This window comes from Burkholderia sp. Bp8991 (genome assembly GCF_003853795.1).
Classification (GTDB): domain Bacteria; phylum Pseudomonadota; class Gammaproteobacteria; order Burkholderiales; family Burkholderiaceae; genus Burkholderia.
The window spans coordinates 207,222-224,114 of sequence record NZ_QTQJ01000010.1; the positions used below are offsets into that span (position 1 = coordinate 207,222).

At 68.3% G+C, this 16,893-nt stretch carries 18 protein-coding genes and 1 pseudogene; 10 read left to right on the forward strand and 9 right to left on the reverse strand.

The window, feature by feature from the left end; genetic code table 11:
- Position 1: 1 nt before the first annotated feature.
- From DIE02_RS14485 to DIE02_RS14505, 5 genes are all read left to right on the forward strand, one after another.
- Positions 2 to 832 (forward strand): ABC transporter permease, encoded by an 831-nt coding sequence (locus tag DIE02_RS14485; protein ID WP_124529191.1) that lies wholly within the window; start codon positions 2 to 4, stop codon positions 830 to 832.
- Between the two features lie 70 nt (positions 833 to 902).
- Complete coding sequence (locus DIE02_RS14490) at positions 903 to 1,358, forward strand: TIGR00725 family protein (protein ID WP_063927876.1); 456 nt, start codon at positions 903 to 905, stop codon at positions 1,356 to 1,358.
- 284 nt (positions 1,359 to 1,642) lie between these two features.
- Positions 1,643 to 1,837 (forward strand): YqaE/Pmp3 family membrane protein, encoded by a 195-nt coding sequence (locus DIE02_RS14495; protein ID WP_044848494.1) that lies wholly within the window; start codon positions 1,643 to 1,645, stop codon positions 1,835 to 1,837.
- Positions 1,838 to 1,957: 120 nt separating this feature from the next.
- On the forward strand, positions 1,958 to 3,274 hold the full coding sequence (locus tag DIE02_RS14500; RefSeq protein WP_124529193.1) for a type II toxin-antitoxin system HipA family toxin: 1,317 nt from the start codon (positions 1,958 to 1,960) through the stop codon (positions 3,272 to 3,274).
- 14 nt (positions 3,275 to 3,288) lie between these two features.
- Complete coding sequence (locus tag DIE02_RS14505) at positions 3,289 to 3,576, forward strand: helix-turn-helix domain-containing protein (protein WP_044848495.1); 288 nt, start codon at positions 3,289 to 3,291, stop codon at positions 3,574 to 3,576.
- Between the two features lie 105 nt (positions 3,577 to 3,681).
- On the opposite strand, the gene DIE02_RS14510 is transcribed toward DIE02_RS14505, so the two are convergent.
- Genes DIE02_RS14510 through DIE02_RS14520 form a run of 3 tightly spaced genes read right to left on the reverse strand, consistent with a single transcriptional unit; the run spans position 3,682 to position 6,291 of the window.
- On the reverse strand, positions 3,682 to 3,861 hold the full coding sequence (locus DIE02_RS14510; RefSeq protein WP_044848496.1) for a hypothetical protein: 180 nt from the start codon (positions 3,859 to 3,861) through the stop codon (positions 3,682 to 3,684).
- Positions 3,833 to 4,840 (reverse strand): cytochrome d ubiquinol oxidase subunit II, encoded by a 1,008-nt coding sequence (gene cydB / locus DIE02_RS14515; RefSeq protein ID WP_124529195.1) that lies wholly within the window; start codon positions 4,838 to 4,840, stop codon positions 3,833 to 3,835. Before cydB ends, DIE02_RS14510 begins: the two co-directional genes overlap by 29 nt.
- Before the next feature lie 29 nt (positions 4,841 to 4,869).
- The gene (locus tag DIE02_RS14520; RefSeq protein WP_124486090.1) at positions 4,870 to 6,291 is read right to left on the reverse strand and encodes a cytochrome ubiquinol oxidase subunit I; all 1,422 of its coding nucleotides are present in this window, start codon (positions 6,289 to 6,291) and stop codon (positions 4,870 to 4,872) included.
- Positions 6,292 to 6,832: 541 nt separating this feature from the next.
- Between DIE02_RS14520 and ltaE the strand changes: the two genes are divergently transcribed.
- Complete coding sequence (gene ltaE / locus DIE02_RS14525) at positions 6,833 to 7,846, forward strand: low-specificity L-threonine aldolase (RefSeq protein ID WP_124529197.1); 1,014 nt, start codon at positions 6,833 to 6,835, stop codon at positions 7,844 to 7,846.
- Between the two features lie 114 nt (positions 7,847 to 7,960).
- Here the strand turns inward: ltaE and DIE02_RS14530 are convergent, their stop codons facing one another.
- Positions 7,961 to 8,173, reverse strand: coding sequence for a DUF1059 domain-containing protein (locus tag DIE02_RS14530; RefSeq protein ID WP_044848500.1), 213 nt, complete (start codon positions 8,171 to 8,173; stop codon positions 7,961 to 7,963).
- A 156-nt stretch (positions 8,174 to 8,329) separates the two neighbouring features.
- Positions 8,330 to 9,235 carry an HTH-type transcriptional regulator ArgP gene (locus tag DIE02_RS14535; RefSeq protein ID WP_124529199.1) on the reverse strand — a complete coding sequence of 302 codons (906 nt, stop codon included), beginning with the start codon at positions 9,233 to 9,235 and terminating at the stop codon, positions 8,330 to 8,332.
- A 234-nt stretch (positions 9,236 to 9,469) separates the two neighbouring features.
- On the opposite strand from DIE02_RS14535, the gene DIE02_RS14540 reads away from it, so the two are divergent.
- Both DIE02_RS14540 and DIE02_RS14545 read left to right on the forward strand, forming a co-directional pair.
- Positions 9,470 to 10,540 carry an MBL fold metallo-hydrolase gene (locus DIE02_RS14540; protein ID WP_124486093.1) on the forward strand — a complete coding sequence of 357 codons (1,071 nt, stop codon included), beginning with the start codon at positions 9,470 to 9,472 and terminating at the stop codon, positions 10,538 to 10,540.
- A 128-nt stretch (positions 10,541 to 10,668) separates the two neighbouring features.
- Positions 10,669 to 11,328 carry a glutathione S-transferase family protein gene (locus DIE02_RS14545; protein ID WP_124529201.1) on the forward strand — a complete coding sequence of 220 codons (660 nt, stop codon included), beginning with the start codon at positions 10,669 to 10,671 and terminating at the stop codon, positions 11,326 to 11,328.
- Positions 11,329 to 11,464: 136 nt separating this feature from the next.
- Here DIE02_RS14545 and DIE02_RS14550 read toward each other — a convergent pair whose 3' ends face one another.
- From DIE02_RS14550 to DIE02_RS14565, 4 genes and pseudogenes are all read right to left on the reverse strand, one after another.
- Positions 11,465 to 12,160, reverse strand: coding sequence for a phosphatase PAP2 family protein (locus DIE02_RS14550; protein ID WP_124529203.1), 696 nt, complete (start codon positions 12,158 to 12,160; stop codon positions 11,465 to 11,467).
- A gap of 431 nt (positions 12,161 to 12,591) precedes the next feature.
- Positions 12,592 to 12,758: pseudogene (locus tag DIE02_RS36445) on the reverse strand (MFS transporter); the annotation flags it as partial.
- 39 nt (positions 12,759 to 12,797) lie between these two features.
- The gene (locus DIE02_RS14560; protein WP_124529205.1) at positions 12,798 to 13,436 is read right to left on the reverse strand and encodes a 2-hydroxychromene-2-carboxylate isomerase; all 639 of its coding nucleotides are present in this window, start codon (positions 13,434 to 13,436) and stop codon (positions 12,798 to 12,800) included.
- Between the two features lie 133 nt (positions 13,437 to 13,569).
- Positions 13,570 to 14,391: an IclR family transcriptional regulator gene (locus DIE02_RS14565; RefSeq protein ID WP_124529207.1), complete on the reverse strand. Its 822-nt coding sequence runs from the start codon at positions 14,389 to 14,391 to the stop codon at positions 13,570 to 13,572.
- A gap of 173 nt (positions 14,392 to 14,564) precedes the next feature.
- Here DIE02_RS14565 and DIE02_RS14570 point away from each other — a divergent pair, with 173 nt between their 5' ends.
- A complete protein-coding gene (locus DIE02_RS14570; protein WP_124529209.1) occupies positions 14,565 to 15,551 on the forward strand; it encodes a hydroxymethylglutaryl-CoA lyase in 987 nt (328 codons plus the stop codon).
- Positions 15,548 to 16,843, forward strand: coding sequence for a CaiB/BaiF CoA-transferase family protein (locus tag DIE02_RS14575; RefSeq protein ID WP_124486097.1), 1,296 nt, complete (start codon positions 15,548 to 15,550; stop codon positions 16,841 to 16,843). Before DIE02_RS14570 ends, DIE02_RS14575 begins: the two co-directional genes overlap by 4 nt.
- Positions 16,844 to 16,893: the final 50 nt, after the last annotated feature.

Below are 16,893 nucleotides of genomic sequence, written 5' to 3' on the forward strand. Positions count from 1 at the left end.
GATGCGGGTTTCGTCCATGCAGCGCGGCGTCCTGCGCGGCTACGGCGCGGTGCCGGCGGCCGGGCTGTTCGCGGTGTGCTTCGTGCTGCCGCTCGCCGCGCTCGTCGGCGCCGCGTTCGACGGCGGCGGCCGTGCGTTCGCCGCGGTGTTCGGCGATCCGCTCGTCGCCGACGCGATCGTGCGCTCGCTGGCGCTCGCGATCGGCGCCGGCACGCTGTCGGTCGCCGTCGGCGTGCCGGTCGCGTTCGTGCTGGCCGGGCAGTCGCCGGCGCGGCGCCGCTGGTCGCTCGCGCTGCTCGGCGTGCCGCTTGCCTTCTCCGGCCTCGTGATCGCGTACGGCTTCATCCTCGTGTTCGGCCGCGCCGGCTTCGTGACGATGCTGCTGGCGTCGCTCGGCGCGGACCCGACCGTGGTCGGCGGCGCGATCTACACGATGCCGGGGCTCGCGTTCGCCTACGCGTACTACCTGATCCCGCGCGTCGCGCTGATGCTCTACCCGGCGCTCGCGAATCTCGACCGGCGGCCGCTCGAGGCGGCGCTGACGCTCGGTGCCCGGCCGTGGCGCGCGTGGTTCGACGTCGCGTGGCGCGAGCTGTGGCCGTCGATCGCGTCGGCGTGGTGCCTCGTCGGTGCGATCGCGCTCGGCACGTACGGCACGGCGCTCGCGCTGGCCGGCACGCAGGTCAACATCCTGCCGCTGCTGATGTACCTGAAGCTGTCCGACGGACAGACCGATTTCTCGCAGGCCGCCGTACTGTCGATCGTGCTGACGGCGCTTTGCACCTGCGTTCTTGCACTGGGGGAAGGACTTGCACGGCAACGACGTCATTGAATGGTCGGACGACACGCGCGGCGCGCTGGCGCAGCTCGCACAGCGACAGCGCGGCGCACGCCGGCACCGGATGCCGGTCGGCGTGATCGGGCCGCGCGACGCGACCGACGCGCAGCTCGCCGTCGCCGAGCGGATCGCGCACGCGATCGCGGCGACGGGCATCGCGATCGTCGGCGGCGGCAAGCAGGGCGTGATGGAGGCCGCGGCGCGCGGCGCGCGGGCCGCGGGCGGATGCGCGATCGGGCTGCTGCCCGAGGACGATGCGCGGGACGCGAATCCGTACCTGTCGGTCGCGCTGCCGACCGGGCTCGGCATCACGCGCAATGCGCTGATCGCACGCGCGTCGCTGTGCCTGATCGCGGTCGGCGGCGGTCTCGGCACGCTGTCCGAAATCGCGCTGGGGCTGCAATGGGGCAAGCCGGTGTTCGCGATCTGCGACGCGCCGCAGGTCGCGGGCGTCGAGCGTTTCGACGAAGCGGATCCGCTCGTCGCGCAGGTTGCGCGATGGCTGTCCGGTTCGGCGTAGGTCGGCATCCCGGCTGACGGGAACACGCGGACGCGCGTGCGGATCGGCATGCGGCACATGTTCCGGGCGCGGCGCGGTACCTTCTCCAGTGATTCCGATACGGCTCTCGCGCGATGCGAGGGCCGTTTTTTTTTGCGGCCGGCGGGTGAAGAAGGCGGTGCGGTGCGGACGTTGCGGCGCGGGGCGTCGGCTGCGTGCCGGGCGCGCGCCGGCTTGAAATGGGGTGCGTGACGCGCCATATTGGCCGCGTACGCTGTTCTTCAACGATGCGAAAAGGAAATCCGATGCGTCTGCTGCTTGCCCTCTTGCTGCCGTGGTTCCAGTTTTTCACGATCGGCCGCCCGATCGCCGGCGTGATCTGCCTGATCCTGCAGCTCACGATCATCGGCTGGCTCCCGGCCGCGATCTGGTCGGTGTATGCGCTGAGCCAGTACAAGACCGATCGCAAGATCGAGGCGGCGCTGCGCGAGCGGCGGTAAGCGGCGGCAGTTTCCCTCGACCGCTGCTTCCGGAGTTCAAGGGGCTCGATTCCTATTTCGGTAGAAATTTACATAATTCAGCTACGATGAACGGCACGATTTGTATAGATTTCTGCTGAAATGAACGCTTCCTGCACGATCCAGCTCCACGCCGATGGTATTTGGCACGACGTCGGCGTCGTCACCCTTTTCGGCGAGCCTGACGAGAGCTGGCGCAGTCGTGCCTGTACGGGTTACGACGTCGAATGGATCGTTCGACATCAATTCGCCCGCGATGCGCACGCGATGGCATGCGGTTTTCCGGTCGATCTCGAGCCACTGGTGACGCCCCATTGGCCGATTTTCCTGATCGATTTGCTGCCGCAAGGCTTCGGCCGTCAGGAGTTGTTGCGCCGCCTCGATCTGCCGGAAACAGCCGAGGAGCGTGCCGACTGGCCGTTGCTGCTCGCGGGAGCCGGTAACTCGATCGGCAATCTGCGGATCAAGGAAGCCGCGCAGCGGCTCGCCGAGCGCCAGGGGCCGCGGCAAGGATTTACCGACGATGACGTTGTCGCACGCGGAGACGCATTCAGCGAATACCTCGCCGAACATGGATTCTTCGTCGCGGGCTCCTCGGGTGTGCAGGGCGAGTGGCCGAAGCTGCTGCTGACCCGTGCCGACGACGGACTGCTCTATCTCGATCACACGCTGCCCGATGCGCGCGCGGTCGCGCACTACATCGTCAAGTTCGGACGTGGCACGAACGAGCGTCTTGCACAAATCCTTCGTCACGAAGCGCCCTACATGGCATTGGCCCAGCGTCTTGGATTGCGCGTGCATGCGCCGCTGACGCTGCGCGATCGATCGCTATTCATTCCGCGGTTCGATCGCGCGCGCGTTGGTGGCAGCGTTGTCCGGTTCGCTCAGGAAAGTATTGCGTCGCTGACCGGAAAAGCCGGCTTCCGCGTCGTGCCGAGTCACGACGAGGTGTGCGGGCATCTCGTGCGCCGATGCACGGATCCTCAAGCCGAGGTGGCCGAGTATCTGTGCCGCGACGTCGCGAATCTCGCGTTGGGGAACAAAGACAATCATGCACGGAACACGGCATTGCAACGCGACTTCGATGGACGCGTTGCGTTGACGCCGCTTTACGACTTCGCACCGATGTATCTGCACCCCGACGGCATCGCACGGCGCATCCGCTGGGAAGGAAATGACGGTGGTCAGCCAGACTGGGCGCGGGTACTCGATGCGGTCGTCCGGTCGAGCGAGCCGCAGGCGGGGGAGGCGCATGCCGCGCTGGATCGCGACGCATTGCGGGCACGGCTGCACGCAATGGCGCCGCGCTTGCAGGAGATCGCCGATCGGGGTGTCGATCTCGGACTGGAGCACGATGTGCATGCTTTCCTGAAACCGGGCATCGAGCGGCTCGCCCGCGAACTGGATGCACTGCGCTAGGCGAGGGCGACACGATGGACAAACGCTATAACGCGATGTCGCTTCCCGATCAGCTCGCGTTGCGCCGGCAAGCGATCGAGGACGTTCTCGCGCATCCCGAGTGGTCGCTGCGCGAATCCGTGCGTCATCTGAAGCAGACGATGCGGCTGACGAGCGCCGAAATGGCGAAGCTCGCCGGTGTGTCGACAAAGACGATTCAGGATATCGAGCAGGGCCGCAGCGACGGGACGGTTCAGACGATGAACCGCATATTCGGCATGCTGGGATTGAAGCTCGGCGTCGTGCGGCGGGCGCCGCAATAACGCACGCGGAGGAAGAGGCAGCGGATCACGCATCCATCGGGCGATCGATGCGCGCCGCGCCCGGGCCGCGCGCGTGACGCGATCGCCCGGCCGGCGCGCTGCCTTTTACTTCACCGCGAACAGCGTCAGGTTCATGAAGATCTTGAACGCATAGCCGAGCGTGACGGCGCCGAGCACGCCGCCCGCCCACAGGACGACGAACCACATCCAGCCGCGCATCCGCGGCCGCGGCGCGTCGGGCCGTCGGGCGGCGGGATCAGTGGTGGTAGTAATGCTGGTCTTCATGGCGCACCTTGCCTCGGAATACCCAGTAACCCATCGTCGTGTAGGCGATGATGATCGGGAGGATAACCGCTGCGCCGACCAGCGTGAAGGTCTGGCTCGACCGCGGCGCCGCCGCTTCCCAGATCGTCATCGTCTGAGGAATCGCATACGGGAACATCGTGACGAGCAGGCCGACGTAGCCGAGCAGCACGAGTGCCAGCGCGAGCACGAACGGCGTCATGTCGTGCCGGTTGCGTACCGCGCGACGCATCCACACCGCGCACCCGGCGACCAGGAACGGCACCGGCAGCAGGCGCCAGAACAGCCCCGAATCGAACCAGCGCTGCGCGACCGCCGGATCCTGCAGCGGCGTCCACAGGCTGACGACCGCGATGAAGCCGAGCAGCACGACGGTCAGCGGCCACACGACGCGATGCAGGCGCCGCTGCAGGTCGCCTTCCGTCTTCGCGACGAGCCAGCAGCAGCCGAGCAGCGCGTACGTGACGATCAACCCGAGGCCCGTCAGCAGGCTGAACGGCGTGAGCCAGTCGAATGCGCCGCCGGCGTACACGCCGTCCTTCACGTCGATGCCCTGCAGGAACGCGCCGAGCGCGATCCCCTGGAACAGCGTCGCGCCGGCCGAGCCGCCGATGAACGCGAGATCCCACAGCTGCTTCGTGCGCCGCGCCTTCGCGCGGATCTCGAACGACACGCCGCGGAAGATCAGGCACACCAGCATGAAGATCAGCGGCAGGTACAGCGCCGACAGCACCGTCGAATAGACGATCGGGAACACCGCGAACAGCCCGGCGCCGCCGAGCACGAGCCACGTCTCGTTGCCGTCCCACACGGGCGCGACGGTGTTCATCATCAGGTCGCGTTCCTTCTCGTCCGGGAAGAACGGGAAGACGATGCCGATGCCGAGGTCGAAGCCGTCGAGCACGACGTACATGAAGAGCCCCAATGCGATGATCGCGGCCCAGATTGCGGTGACGTCCATAGGTTTTCTCGTTTGCGAAAGTGGGGGGCTCAGACGGTCTCGATCAGCTCGTCGACGGCCGACATCGGGCGGCGCGCGGTGTGATCGGGGCGCGTGTCGGGCTCGCCGTGCCGCGCGTCGTGCTTGACGTCGGGCAGCGCGGGGCCGGCCTTCATCAGCTTCAGCATGTAGTACACGCCGGTGCCGAACACGAGGAAGTAGACGATCACGAACGTCATCATCGACAGGCTGACCTGCTGCACCGACAGCGGCGACACGGCCTGCGCGGTGCGCATCACGCCATACACGACCCACGGCTGGCGGCCCGCTTCGGTCGTCACCCAGCCCGCGAGCAGCGACACGAAGCCGGTCGGGCCCATCACGAGCGCGAGGCGCTGGAACCACTTCGATTCATACAGGCTGCCGCGGCGGCGCAGCAGCCACGCGAGCGCGGCGAGGCCGATCATCGCGAAGCCGAGGCCGACCATGATCCGGAAGCTCCAGAACACGACCGTCGAGTTCGGACGATCCTCGGGGCGGAATTCCTTCAGTCCGCGGATCTCGCCGTCCCAGCTGTGCGTGAGGATCAGGCTGCCGAGGTGCGGCACCTGCACCGCGTAGCGGGTCGTTTCGGCCTTCATGTCCGGAATGCCGAACAGGTTGAGCGCCGTGCCGCCCTTTTCGGTTTCCCACAGCCCTTCGATCGCGGCGATCTTCGCGGGCTGGTGCTTCAGCGTGTTGATGCCGTGCTGGTCGCCGATCACGGCCTGCAGCGGCGCGAGCACCAGCAGCAGCCACAGCGCCATCGAGAACATCTTCTTCACGCCCTTGTCGCGGCGGCCCTTCAGCAGGTGCCACGCGCCCGTCGCGGCCACCACCAGCGCGGCGACGATGAACGCGGCGATCGCCATGTGGAACAGGCGGTACGGGAACGACGGGTTGAAGACGATCGCGAACCAGTCGGTCGGCACGATGCGGCCGTCGACGATCTCGAAACCCTGCGGTGTCTGCATCCAGCTGTTCGACGCGAGGATCCAGAACGTCGAGATCAGCGTGCCGATCGCGACCATCAGCGTCGCGCCGAAGTGCGCGCGCGGGCTGACGCGGTTCCAGCCGAACAGCATGATGCCGAGGAAGCCGGCTTCGAGGAAGAACGCCGTCATCACCTCGTACATCAGCAGCGGGCCGGTGACCGAGCCGGCGAAGCTCGAGAAGCCCGACCAGTTGGTGCCGAACTGATAGCTCATCACGACGCCGGAAACCACACCCATCCCGAACGCGACCGCGAAGATCTTCGACCAGAACAGGCAGAGTGTCTTGTAGTACGGCTTGCCGGTCTTCAGCCAGCGATATTCGAGCACGGCGATGAAGCTGGCGAGGCCGATGCTCAGCGCCGGGAAGACGATGTGAAAGGAGACGGTGAACGCGAATTGCAGGCGGGCCAGATCGAGGGCCGAAAATGCGGTGTCCATACCAGTTGACCGAGGCTTGACGATACCCGCCGGCGGGGTGCCGGCGGACCCCGGCCGGAGGGGGCATCGGGGTTGGCTGGAGTATGTGCCGCGATGTTGCGCCGCGAAATGCGCCAACTCGTCGCAGATGTCCAGCCCGGCGCGCGCGGTTTCGGGATAAATCGTTGATTCGTATCAAGATCGCGGCGCGCGCCGCAGGCGACCGTGGCGTGGCGGTCTGCCGCACGTGCGGCAATATGGCGCGTCGCATCACGGGAACGATGCGGCGTGCGCGAAGGTGCCGCGCGTTGGCACGCGCGGCCTATGCCTATGCCTATGCCGGGTGTCCGGCCGCCGCCGCGTTGTTGACGATGCCGCGCCGGCGTGGACCGCGTCGCGTCGTGCCGGTTGTATCCGGATCGTGCACCTGCGGCGCCCGGTCACGTGGCTTTCGCCCGGCGCGAAGCATCGGCAAGCGCTGCGCGAATTGCGTACACTCTGAGTCTCGTTTCGGCAGGGCCGGGCGCATCGGTACCGGTCCGCGTTCACTCAGGGCACGAAGATGATCGATTTACGCAGCGATACCGTGACACGTCCGAGCCAGGCGATGCTGGCCACGATGACTGCCGCCGAAGTCGGCGACGACGTATGGGGCGACGACCCGACCGTGCTGCGCCTGCAGGCGGTCGCGGCCGAGCGGGCCGGCAAGGAAGCCGGCCTGTTCTTCCCGAGCGGCACGCAGAGCAACCTCGCCGCGCTGATGGCCCACTGCGAACGCGGCGACGAATACATCGTCGGCCAGCTCGCGCACACCTACAAGTACGAAGGCGGCGGCGCGGCCGTGCTCGGCAGCATCCAGCCGCAGCCGATCGAGAACGCGCCCGACGGCACGCTGCCGCTCGCGAAGATCGCCGCGGCGATCAAGCCGCTCGACAATCACTTCGCCCGCACGCGCCTGCTCGCGCTCGAAAACACGATCGGCGGCCAGGTGTTGCCGGACGGCTATGTGCAGGAAGCCGTCGCGCTCGCGCGCAGCCGCGGGCTGGCCACGCACCTCGACGGCGCGCGCGTGTGCAATGCGGCCGTCGCGTCGGGCCGTCCGATCGCGGAACTGTGCGCGCCGTTCGATACCGTGTCGATCTGCTTCTCGAAAGGGCTCGGCGCGCCGGTCGGTTCGGTGCTGGTCGGCAATCGTGCGCTCGTCGAGCGCGCGCAGCGCTGGCGCAAGGTGCTGGGCGGCGGGATGCGGCAGTCGGGCATTCTCGCGGCGGCCTGCCTGTATGCGCTCGACCACAATGTCGAGCGGCTGGCCGACGATCACGCGAACGCCGCGCATCTCGCGGCAGGCCTCGCGCGCATCGAGCCGGTGAAGGTGCTGTCGCATGCGACGAACATGGTGTTCGCGCAATTCCCCGAAGCCGATTGCGCGCCGCTCGAGGCATGGCTCAAGGCGCGCGGGATCCTCACGCAGATGCTGTACGCGTCGCGCTTCGTCACGCACTGCGACGTGTCGCGCGCGGACATCGATACCTTCATCGATGCGGTCGGCGCGTATTTCGCGCAGCGGCGTACGTAAGAGCCGAATGCGCCGGCCGGCGGGGGCGCCGGCGCGTCGTGGCGCGAAGCAGGAGCAGGGAGGCGACGGGGGCGGCGATGCAGCCCGTCTGTCGATATCTGGCGTGCCGGCGGGTTACGCTTGCCGGAGCATGTCGGCGGGCGGCGTGCCGTCGCGGAACAGTGTTTTCAGCTGCGTGCGCAGTTCGGCGCTGTCGGTGTGCTGGTGCACCGAGACCGCGTGTTGCACGGCGGCCTCCAGCAGTTCGTCGTCGGAGTCGGCGGAAATTGCGACCGAGCAATTCATCGCGCTGGGAAACTCGCGGCAATCGATATAGCGGCGGGGCATGATGTTCTCCTCACGGGAAAGGGAACGGCCGGATGTGCGTGATCGGCCGCGCGGCGCGTTCGCGGGGCCGATGGAAAAAGTATAGGCGGCGCGGCGGCGTTTCTCTTGGCCACGCATGCCGCGCATGCCGCGCCGGCGGTGTCGATCACCCGTTCGTCACGGCAGCGGCGCGAGCAACCGGCGCGCCGCTTCGACCACCCGTGCGGACAGCGACGCCATCGTCGGCGATTGCACGGTCCATGCGTGCCAGTACAGCGTGATGTCGGTCGGATGCAGCGGCGCGAGATCGACGAGCCCCTGCGCGTCGAGCGGTGCGCCGCCGAGCAGCGGCTCCGGCACCATCGCGTAGCCGAGCCCGTGCCGCACCGCCGCGAAATGCGCGTGCGTGCCCGGCACGTAGTGGCACGGATACGCGCCTTCGGGCAACCCGAGCTTCTCCTTCAGGAACGAGGACTGCAGCGTGTCGCGCCGCGAATACGCGACGACCGGCGCATGGCGCGCGCCCGTGCGGTTCAGGCCGCGCGGAAACCAGCGCAGCGCGAACGCGGCGGCCGCGAGCAGCCGGTAGCGCATCGTGCCGAGCGGCGTCGCGACGCAGCCGCGCATCGGCTTCGGCTCGGTCGTCACGCAGCCGACGGCCATCCCGCTTTCGAGCAGCGCGAACGTGTGGTCCTGGTCCTCGACGATCAGCTCGAACAGGATGCGCTCGCCCGCGAGCACCGACGTCAATGCGGGCAGGAACCAGGTGCCGAGGCTGTCGGAGTTCAGCGCGATCGTGACCGAGATCGGCGATTCACGCTCGGTCGCGAGCGTGCTTTGCAGGTCGGCCTGCAGCAGCGCGACGCGGCGCAGGTGCTGCAGCACGCGCTGCCCGGCCGCCGTCGGCCGGCACGGCCGCGTGCGCAGCACGAGCGGCGCGCCGAGGCTCGCCTCCAGCGCGCGGACCCGCTGCGTGACGGCGGACGCGGTCACGTGCAGGCGCACGGCGGCCTGCTCGAAGCTGCCGGTGTCGGCGACGGCCAGCAGCGCGGCGGCTTGCTTCGGATCGATCGTCAGAGACATGTCGACGCAATTCTTGTGAACGTAAGACGAGAACAGGCGGTAGTGTAAGGCAGCACGCGCAACGGACCGGATGCGGCGTGACGTCTCGCCGCGTGCAACGACGCCGGTGGCGCGCGTGTTTTGAACTACGCTGTATGAACGTGTGCGTCGCGAGCCGGCGCCACACGCGGTGCGGGTTGCACGACCCGCACCCTTCACCCGACCGACACGCCCAGCCGACGGAGCGACTTCGCGATGATCTTCCGGCAACTCTTCGACCCGCAATCGTCGACCTACACGTACCTGCTCGCCGACCGCCCATCGCGCGAAGCGTTGCTGATCGACCCGGTGTTCGAGCAGGTGCGCCGCGATGCGGCGCTGCTCGACGAGCTCGGGCTGCGGCTCGTCGCGACCGTCGATACGCACGTGCACGCCGATCACGTGACGGGTGCGTGGCTGCTGAAGCAGCGCACCGGCAGCGCGATCGCGATTTCGGCCGCGAGCGGCGCGCAGGGCGCCGACCGCTACCTGAACGACGGCGATCGCTGCGCATTCGGCCCGCGCTACCTGACCGTGCGCGCGACGCCGGGCCACACGAGCGGCTGCATCAGCCTCGTGCTCGACGATGAATCGATGGCGTTTACCGGCGACTGCCTGCTGATTCGCGGCACCGGCCGTACCGACTTCCAGCAGGGTGACCCGCGCGCGCTGTATCGCGCGGTGCACGGCCGGCTTTTCACGCTGCCGGCCGCATGCCTGCTGTATCCCGCGCACGACTATCGCGGGCTCACGGTCACGAGCGTCGGCGAGGAGCGGCGCTTCAATCCGCGCCTCGGCGGCGATCTCAGCGAGGACGATTTCGCGGGCTACATGCGCAACCTCGGGCTCGCGCATCCGCGCCAGATCGACGTCGCGGTGCCCGCGAACCTGCAGTGCGGACTCGCCGCGAATGCGCCCGACGTGCAGGCGGCGCCCGACTGGGCGCCGCTCGTCTATACGTTCGCCGGATTCTGGGAAATCGATCCGCAGTGGCTCGAGGATCACCTGCCGGCGGTGCAGGTCGTCGACGTACGCGAGCCGGACGAATTCACCGGCCCGCTCGGCCACCTGCCGGGCGCGACGCCGATTCCGCTCGGCGAACTGGCCGCGCGCACCGGCGAACTCGCGCGCGACCGGCCGATCGTGACCGTGTGCCGCGCGGGCGGCCGCTCCGCGCAGGCGACCGTGATCCTGCTGAAGGCCGGCTTCGATGCCGTCGCGAACCTCGGCGGCGGGATGCTGCGCTGGCGCGGCGAAGGCCGCGTCGTGATGGATGGCCGGTCGTAGCGGCGCGATGCCGCGCAACGGAAAAAAATGTTCGGCCCGGTGTCGATTCGGCCCGGCGCCGTTCGTCGTCAAGGTATCCGATCACGTGGCGCTGCATGACGCGGCGCCGAAACCCCGAGAGACCCGCGATGACGCCGACGCTTTACGCCCATCCCTTTTCGTCCTATTGCCAGAAGGTGCTGACCGCGCTGTACGAGAACGGCACGCCGTTCGACTATCGCGTGCTCGCGCACGACGATCCGAAGCCGATGCAGGAACTGGCCGCGCTGTGGCCGCTGAAGCGCTTCCCGGTGCTCGTCGACGCGGGCCGTACCGTGATCGAGGCGACGATCATCATCGAGTATCTCGATCTCTACCACCCGGGCCCCGCGCGGCTGGTGCCCGACGACCGGCGCGCGGCGCTGGAAGTGCGGATGATGGATCGTTTCTTCGACAACTATGTCGCGACCCCGCAGCAGAAGGTCGTGTTCGATGCGTTGCGGCCGGAACACGAGCGCGATGCGCGGGGTGTCGCCGATGCGCGCGCGATGCTCGAAACGTCGTACGCATGGCTGGATCGCACGATGGCCGATCGCGAATGGGCGGCCGGCGACCGCTTCAGCCTCGCCGACTGCGGCGCGGCGCCGTTCCTGTTCTACGCGGACTGGACGCACCGGATCGATTCGTCGTTCGCGAACGTGATCGCATATCGCCGGCGGCTGCTTGCGCGGCCGTCGTTCGCGCGTGCGGTCGACGAAGCGCGGCCGTATCGCGCGTTCTTCCCGCTCGGGGCGCCCGACCGCGACTGACGTGCGCGGCCGCCGTCGCCGCGGCGGCGACGATCCGGACGGCGGCGCGCGCCGGGCGCGATGCCGCCACGCAGGGCCGGCAGCGTGTGCCCGGGCGTCGTGTCGACAGCAGCGGATGCATGGCGGCGCCGTCCCGTTACATCGCCGTATGCTTGACCGACTGCGCAAGCGTCAGCAGTTCGTCGAACTGCGTGATCAGCTCGAAGCACAGCAGGAACGCGAGCGTATAGGCCGGCGCGGGGAAGCGCCGGATCGCCTCCAGCACCTGCGGCGCGAAGCGCGATCGAATCGCATCGCGCGTCAGCAGCCACGCGAGCGCGATGCCGATCGCGGCACCGGCGATCAGGTCGGTCGGGTAGTGATAGCCGAGATACGCGCGCGGCACGCAGATGAACACGACCGCGTACAGCAGCGAGAACACGCCGGCGCGTCGCGCGATGATGAAGATGCCCGTCGCGATCGCCATCCACAGCATCGCGTGATCGCTCGGAAACGAACTCCAGGCCTGCAGCGTGGCCGCACGCAATTCCTCGGACGGGAAGTGCAGGTGCAGGTCGGGGTTGTAGATCGGCCGCACGCGGAACGGCAGGACTTTCGCGAGCCACCGGCCGAACGCGAGCGCGACGAGCCCGCTCGCGACCGTCGCGATGACCAGCTCGCGTTGCCGTTCGCGCTGCGGTCCCGGCTGGAACCACAGCCAGCACAGCACGGGGATCAGGACGAAGCCCTTGAACGTATAGAGGCCGGCGATCACGCGGATCGCATGATTCATCAGCGGTCCGAACGTAATGTGGGTGAGGAAGATCTGGATCGTGGTGTCGAAATTGTTCATGTTCTGCGACCCCGGCGGACACGCAGCGCAGGACATGCGACCGGCAGGGATCAGGAAGCGCGCTCGCACCGGAGCGCAATGGGGGGCAAGTATGTCACCGGTAATTTCGAAGAAAATGGGAAAAAATACCGGGAATCCCCTGAGAAAACCTACTTTGCCGATGGGGCCGGATTCGGGAGGGCCGTGCGGTGCGGCCGTGAGAAATGATCCGATGATTGCGCGCGGGGGCCGGGCGCGGGCGAAAAAATAATCGGTTGAACTGCGCAACCCGGCGACGCGTTCCGAGTATTGCATCGGATGAACGAATGCCGGCTGTCTCTCGCACGAATCGGCCGTGCCGCGCGGGGCCGCACAGCCCCGATCGAAAATAAAAGAAAAGGCGGGCAAGCCCTGCGGACCCGCCTGCCGTGCAATCGCACTGCCGAAAATCGACGGCGCCACGTGCGCACGGCCAGTGCCGGTGGCGACGTTGTCGGCGCCGGCGCGATCACCGCATGCCGGTCAAGTTGCGCGAGCAACGAACCGCCGAGCGCGGCGCCGCTCGTCATCCCGATGAACATGCCGAGAACAGCACCGCGTCGAGGCGGCTGCGCGTCGAACGACGCGACACGTGAGCCGCCAGCGCCGAGGCGCGCCGTCAGCCGCGCCGGATGCCTTCGGGCAGCGCGCTGATGCGGCACACTTCGGGCGAGTCGAGCCACGCGCGGGACGTCGCGCAATCGACGAACATGTCGGTCGCATCGTCGCCCCAGAACAGGTCGCCATCGAGTTCGAAGGTCGGCACGCCGAACACGCTATGCGCGATCGCCTGATCGGTGTTCGCGCGCAGCGCATCCTTCACCGCTTGCGCGTCGACGGCCGTCACGCCTTCCGGAAAGCCCACCGCCTCGCACAGCGCGGCGAAACCCTCTGGCGTCGATACGTCCTGGCCGTCGCGCCAGATGTGCCGGAAGATCCGCCGGATCGCATCGGGCGTGTTGCCCATCGCGATCGCGAGACGCAGCGGCCGGATCGGGTTGAACGGATGCGCGGGCGGCATCCGGAATGGAATGCCGAGTTTGTCCGCGCGGTACTGCGCGTGGCGATAGGTGAAGATGCGCTTCGCCGCGATCTCGGCCGGCGCTTTCTGGCCCCAGTGCGTGAGCACGGCGCCGAGCACGATCGGTTTCGGCTCGTAGGCGGCAGCCGGCGGCAACTCGTCGAACCGTTCCTGCTGCAGGTAGGCGAACGGCGAGACGAAATCGAAATACCAGGTGGCGGTGCGCGGGGCGTTCATCGTGGGTTCCCTTGTGCGTGTCCGGACGGCAGTGGCATGTGCCGCGCCGGCGGGCGGCGTGCTGCATGCGGCAGCGGCCAGTGTCGCATGCGGCCGGCGTTTGCGCTGCCGCGTCGCCGGACGCGCGTGCCGGCTAGGGCTGCGCGGGTTCGTCCGCGGCCGCGGTGAAGCGCGCGAGACTGTCGCGCACGGCCTGCGCGTCGTAGCGCGCGCCGGTGCCACCGAGCGCGACGGTCGCCTTCTGCGCGAGCGGCAACAGCAGCGCGAGCGCCGCGGCCATCGCCGGCGCGGCGGCCAGCCGCGATTTCGGGCCCGACACCGTGAGCGCGCCGACGCAATCGCCGGCCGCGCCGAACACCGGCACGGACGCCGAAGCCGTCTCCGGGTCGCGCTCGCCGTACGACGCGGCCCACAACTGTTCGCGTACGTCGTTCCAGCGCGCATCGTGCGGGTCGGTGAACGCGAGCAGCACCTTCCCGGACGCTCCCTGGTGAACCGGAAACTCCTCGCCGACCCGGATCGACACGCGCACCGTGCGCGTGGGTTCGACACGATAGAGCACCGAGCGCATCTCGCCGTGGCGCACGTAGAACGACGCCGTTTCGCCGAGTTCGCGGCTCAGCGTCTCGAGCAGCGGCTCGACGACCGGGCCGACCCGGAACGAGCGCTGGTACAGCGCGGCGAGCCGCAGCGGCTCGTGTCCGACCGCGTACTGGCCGTCGTCGAGCTTGCGCATGAAGCCGCCGTGCTCGAGCGCGGCGAGCAGGCGCAGGATCGTGCTCTTGTACAGCCCGGTGCGGCGCGACAGTTCCGCGAGCGACAGCCGGTCGTCGGTTTGCCCGAAGGCATGGAGGATCGCGAACGCGCGATCGAGGACGGCGACGCCGCTGGAGGCGTCGGCCGACGAGTCGGCGGCGGTGCCGGTGGGTTCTGCGGGGAGCGAGGTCGGAGGCACGGCTTGCAGGTCCTTGGGTGACGGTCGATCCACTATATCGTTCTGCCTGATAGAACACAAGTTCCAGAAAATCGCAATTTCACGGGTATACCCCGCTTACAGCCGATTCGACGTGCCTCTAAAGTTCCGTCAAACAGAACGATGTTCTTTTAGATAGAACTATGAGGTGTCGAATGAGCGTTTCCGGGTATCCAGAGGTGCTGGTCAGCGAGGTCGGGCCGCGAGACGGCCTGCAGAGCATCAAGGCCGTGATGCAGACGGCCGACAAGCGGCGCTGGATCACCGCACTCGCCGCGGCCGGCCTGCGCGAGATCGAGGTCGGGTCGTTCGTGCCCGCGCGGCTGTTGCCGCAGATGGCCGACGTGCGGGAAGTCGTCGCGCATGCGCTGGCGATTCCCGGGCTGCACGTCGCCGCGCTCGCGCCGAACCTGCGCGGCGCCGAAAGCGCGTTCGAGGCGGGCGTCCACAAGCTGACGCTGCCGGTCTCGGTGACCGAGGCGCACTCGCTGGCGAACATCCGCAAGACGCCGGCGCAGATGATCGACGAGGTGCGCGCGATCGTCGCGCTGCGCGATGCGCGGTTTCCGTCGGTGCAGATCGAGGCCGGCGTGTCGGTCGCGTTCGGCTGCACGATCGCCGGCGCCGTCTCCGACGACGAGACGATCGCGATGGCGGCTGCGATGGCCGAATGCGGGGTCGACGAGATCGGTCTGTCCGATACGAGCGGCTATGCGAATCCGGTGCAGGTGCGCCGGCTGTTCACGCGCCTGCAACGCGAAGTCGGCGACAAGGCGGGCGGCGCGCACTTCCACAACACCCGCGGGCAGGGGCTCGCCAACGTCGTCGCGGCGCTCGACGCCGGCGTGACGACGATCGACGCGAGCCAGGGCGGTCTCGGCGGCTGCCCGTATGCACCGGGCGCGACCGGCAACATCGTCACCGAGGATCTCGTGTTCCTGCTGGAGTCGATGGGGATCGACACGGGCATCGACGCCGATGCGCTGCTCGCCGCGCGCGCAATCCTGCACGCGGCGCTGCCTGCCGAGCCGCTGTACGGCCACGTGCCGGACGCGGGGCTGCCGAAGGGATTCCGTTACGCGGACGGCCGTGCGCCGTCGGCGGCCCAGCCGGAAGGTTGCCTGACGGGAGTCGCGCAATGAACGATCGCCAACCGGCCGCGGCGCTGCCGTACGAAGGCGTGCGCGTGATCGAGATGACGCACATGGTGATGGGCCCGACCTGCGGCATGCTGCTCGCCGATCTCGGCGCGGAAGTCATCAAGATCGAACCGATCGCGGGCGACAGCACGCGTGCGCTGCGCGGTTCCGGCGCGGGCTTCTTCGGGATGTTCAACCGCAACAAGAAGAGCCTCGCGGTCGACGTGAAGGATCCGCGCGGGCTCGAGATCGTGCGGCGGCTCGTCGCGACGGCGGACGTGTTCAGCGAGAACTTCAAGAGCGGCACGATGGATCGGCTCGGGCTCGGCCATGCCGCGTTGTCCGCGCTGAATCCGCGCCTGGTGTACGTGTCGCACAAGGGTTTCCTGCCGGGGCCGTACGAACATCGCACCGCGCTCGACGAAGTGGTGCAGATGATGGGCGGTCTCGCGTACATGACGGGCCCCGAAGGCCGGCCGTTGCGTGCGGGCTCGAGCGTGAACGACATCATGGGCGGGATGTTCGGCGCGATCGGCGCGATGGCCGCGCTCGCGCAGCGCGAACGCACCGGCCGCGGCCAGCAGGTGCAGAGTTCGCTGTTCGAGAACAACGTGTTCCTCGTCGCGCAGCACATGATGCAGTTCGCGGTGACGGGGCAGGCCGCGTCGCCGATGCCGAGCCGCATTTCCGCGTGGGCGGTCTATGACGTGTTTTCGGTGAAGGACGGCGAGCAGATCTTTCTCGCGGTCGTATCGGACACGCAATGGGCGCTGTTCTGCGACGCATTCGGCCTCGCCGCGCTGAAGGACGATGCGCGTCTTGCAACCAACAACTTGCGCGTGCAGGCCCGCGAGTGGCTGCTGCCCGAACTGCGTGCGCGGCTCGCCGCGCATTCGGCCGCGGAGATCGGCGCGATCTTCGAATCGATCGGCCTGCCGTATGCGCCGATCACGAAGCCGCAGGACCTGTTCGACGATCCGCATCTGCTCGCGACGGGCGGGCTCGAAGCCGTGACGCTGCCGGCCGACGCGAGCAGCGCCGGCCGGCCGGTCGACACGCGCACCGCGCTGCTGCCGCTCACGCTCGCGGGCGAGCGCCTGCGGCTGCGCGCAGCGCCGCCCGCGCTCGGTCAGGACACGTGCGCGTTGCTCGGCGAGCTCGGCTATACGCCGGACGAGGCCCGGGCGCTGATCGCTGCCGGCGTCGTCGCCGGGTCGCACGGACATGGTGCGGACGTCCAACCGCCGGGCGTGGCGGCCGATGTGCCTTCGGCGAACGAAGTGGCGAGCGCGTAGCGCCGCCGCGATCCATCGAACGAACAACAGGCGTCGTGCCCGTGCGATCG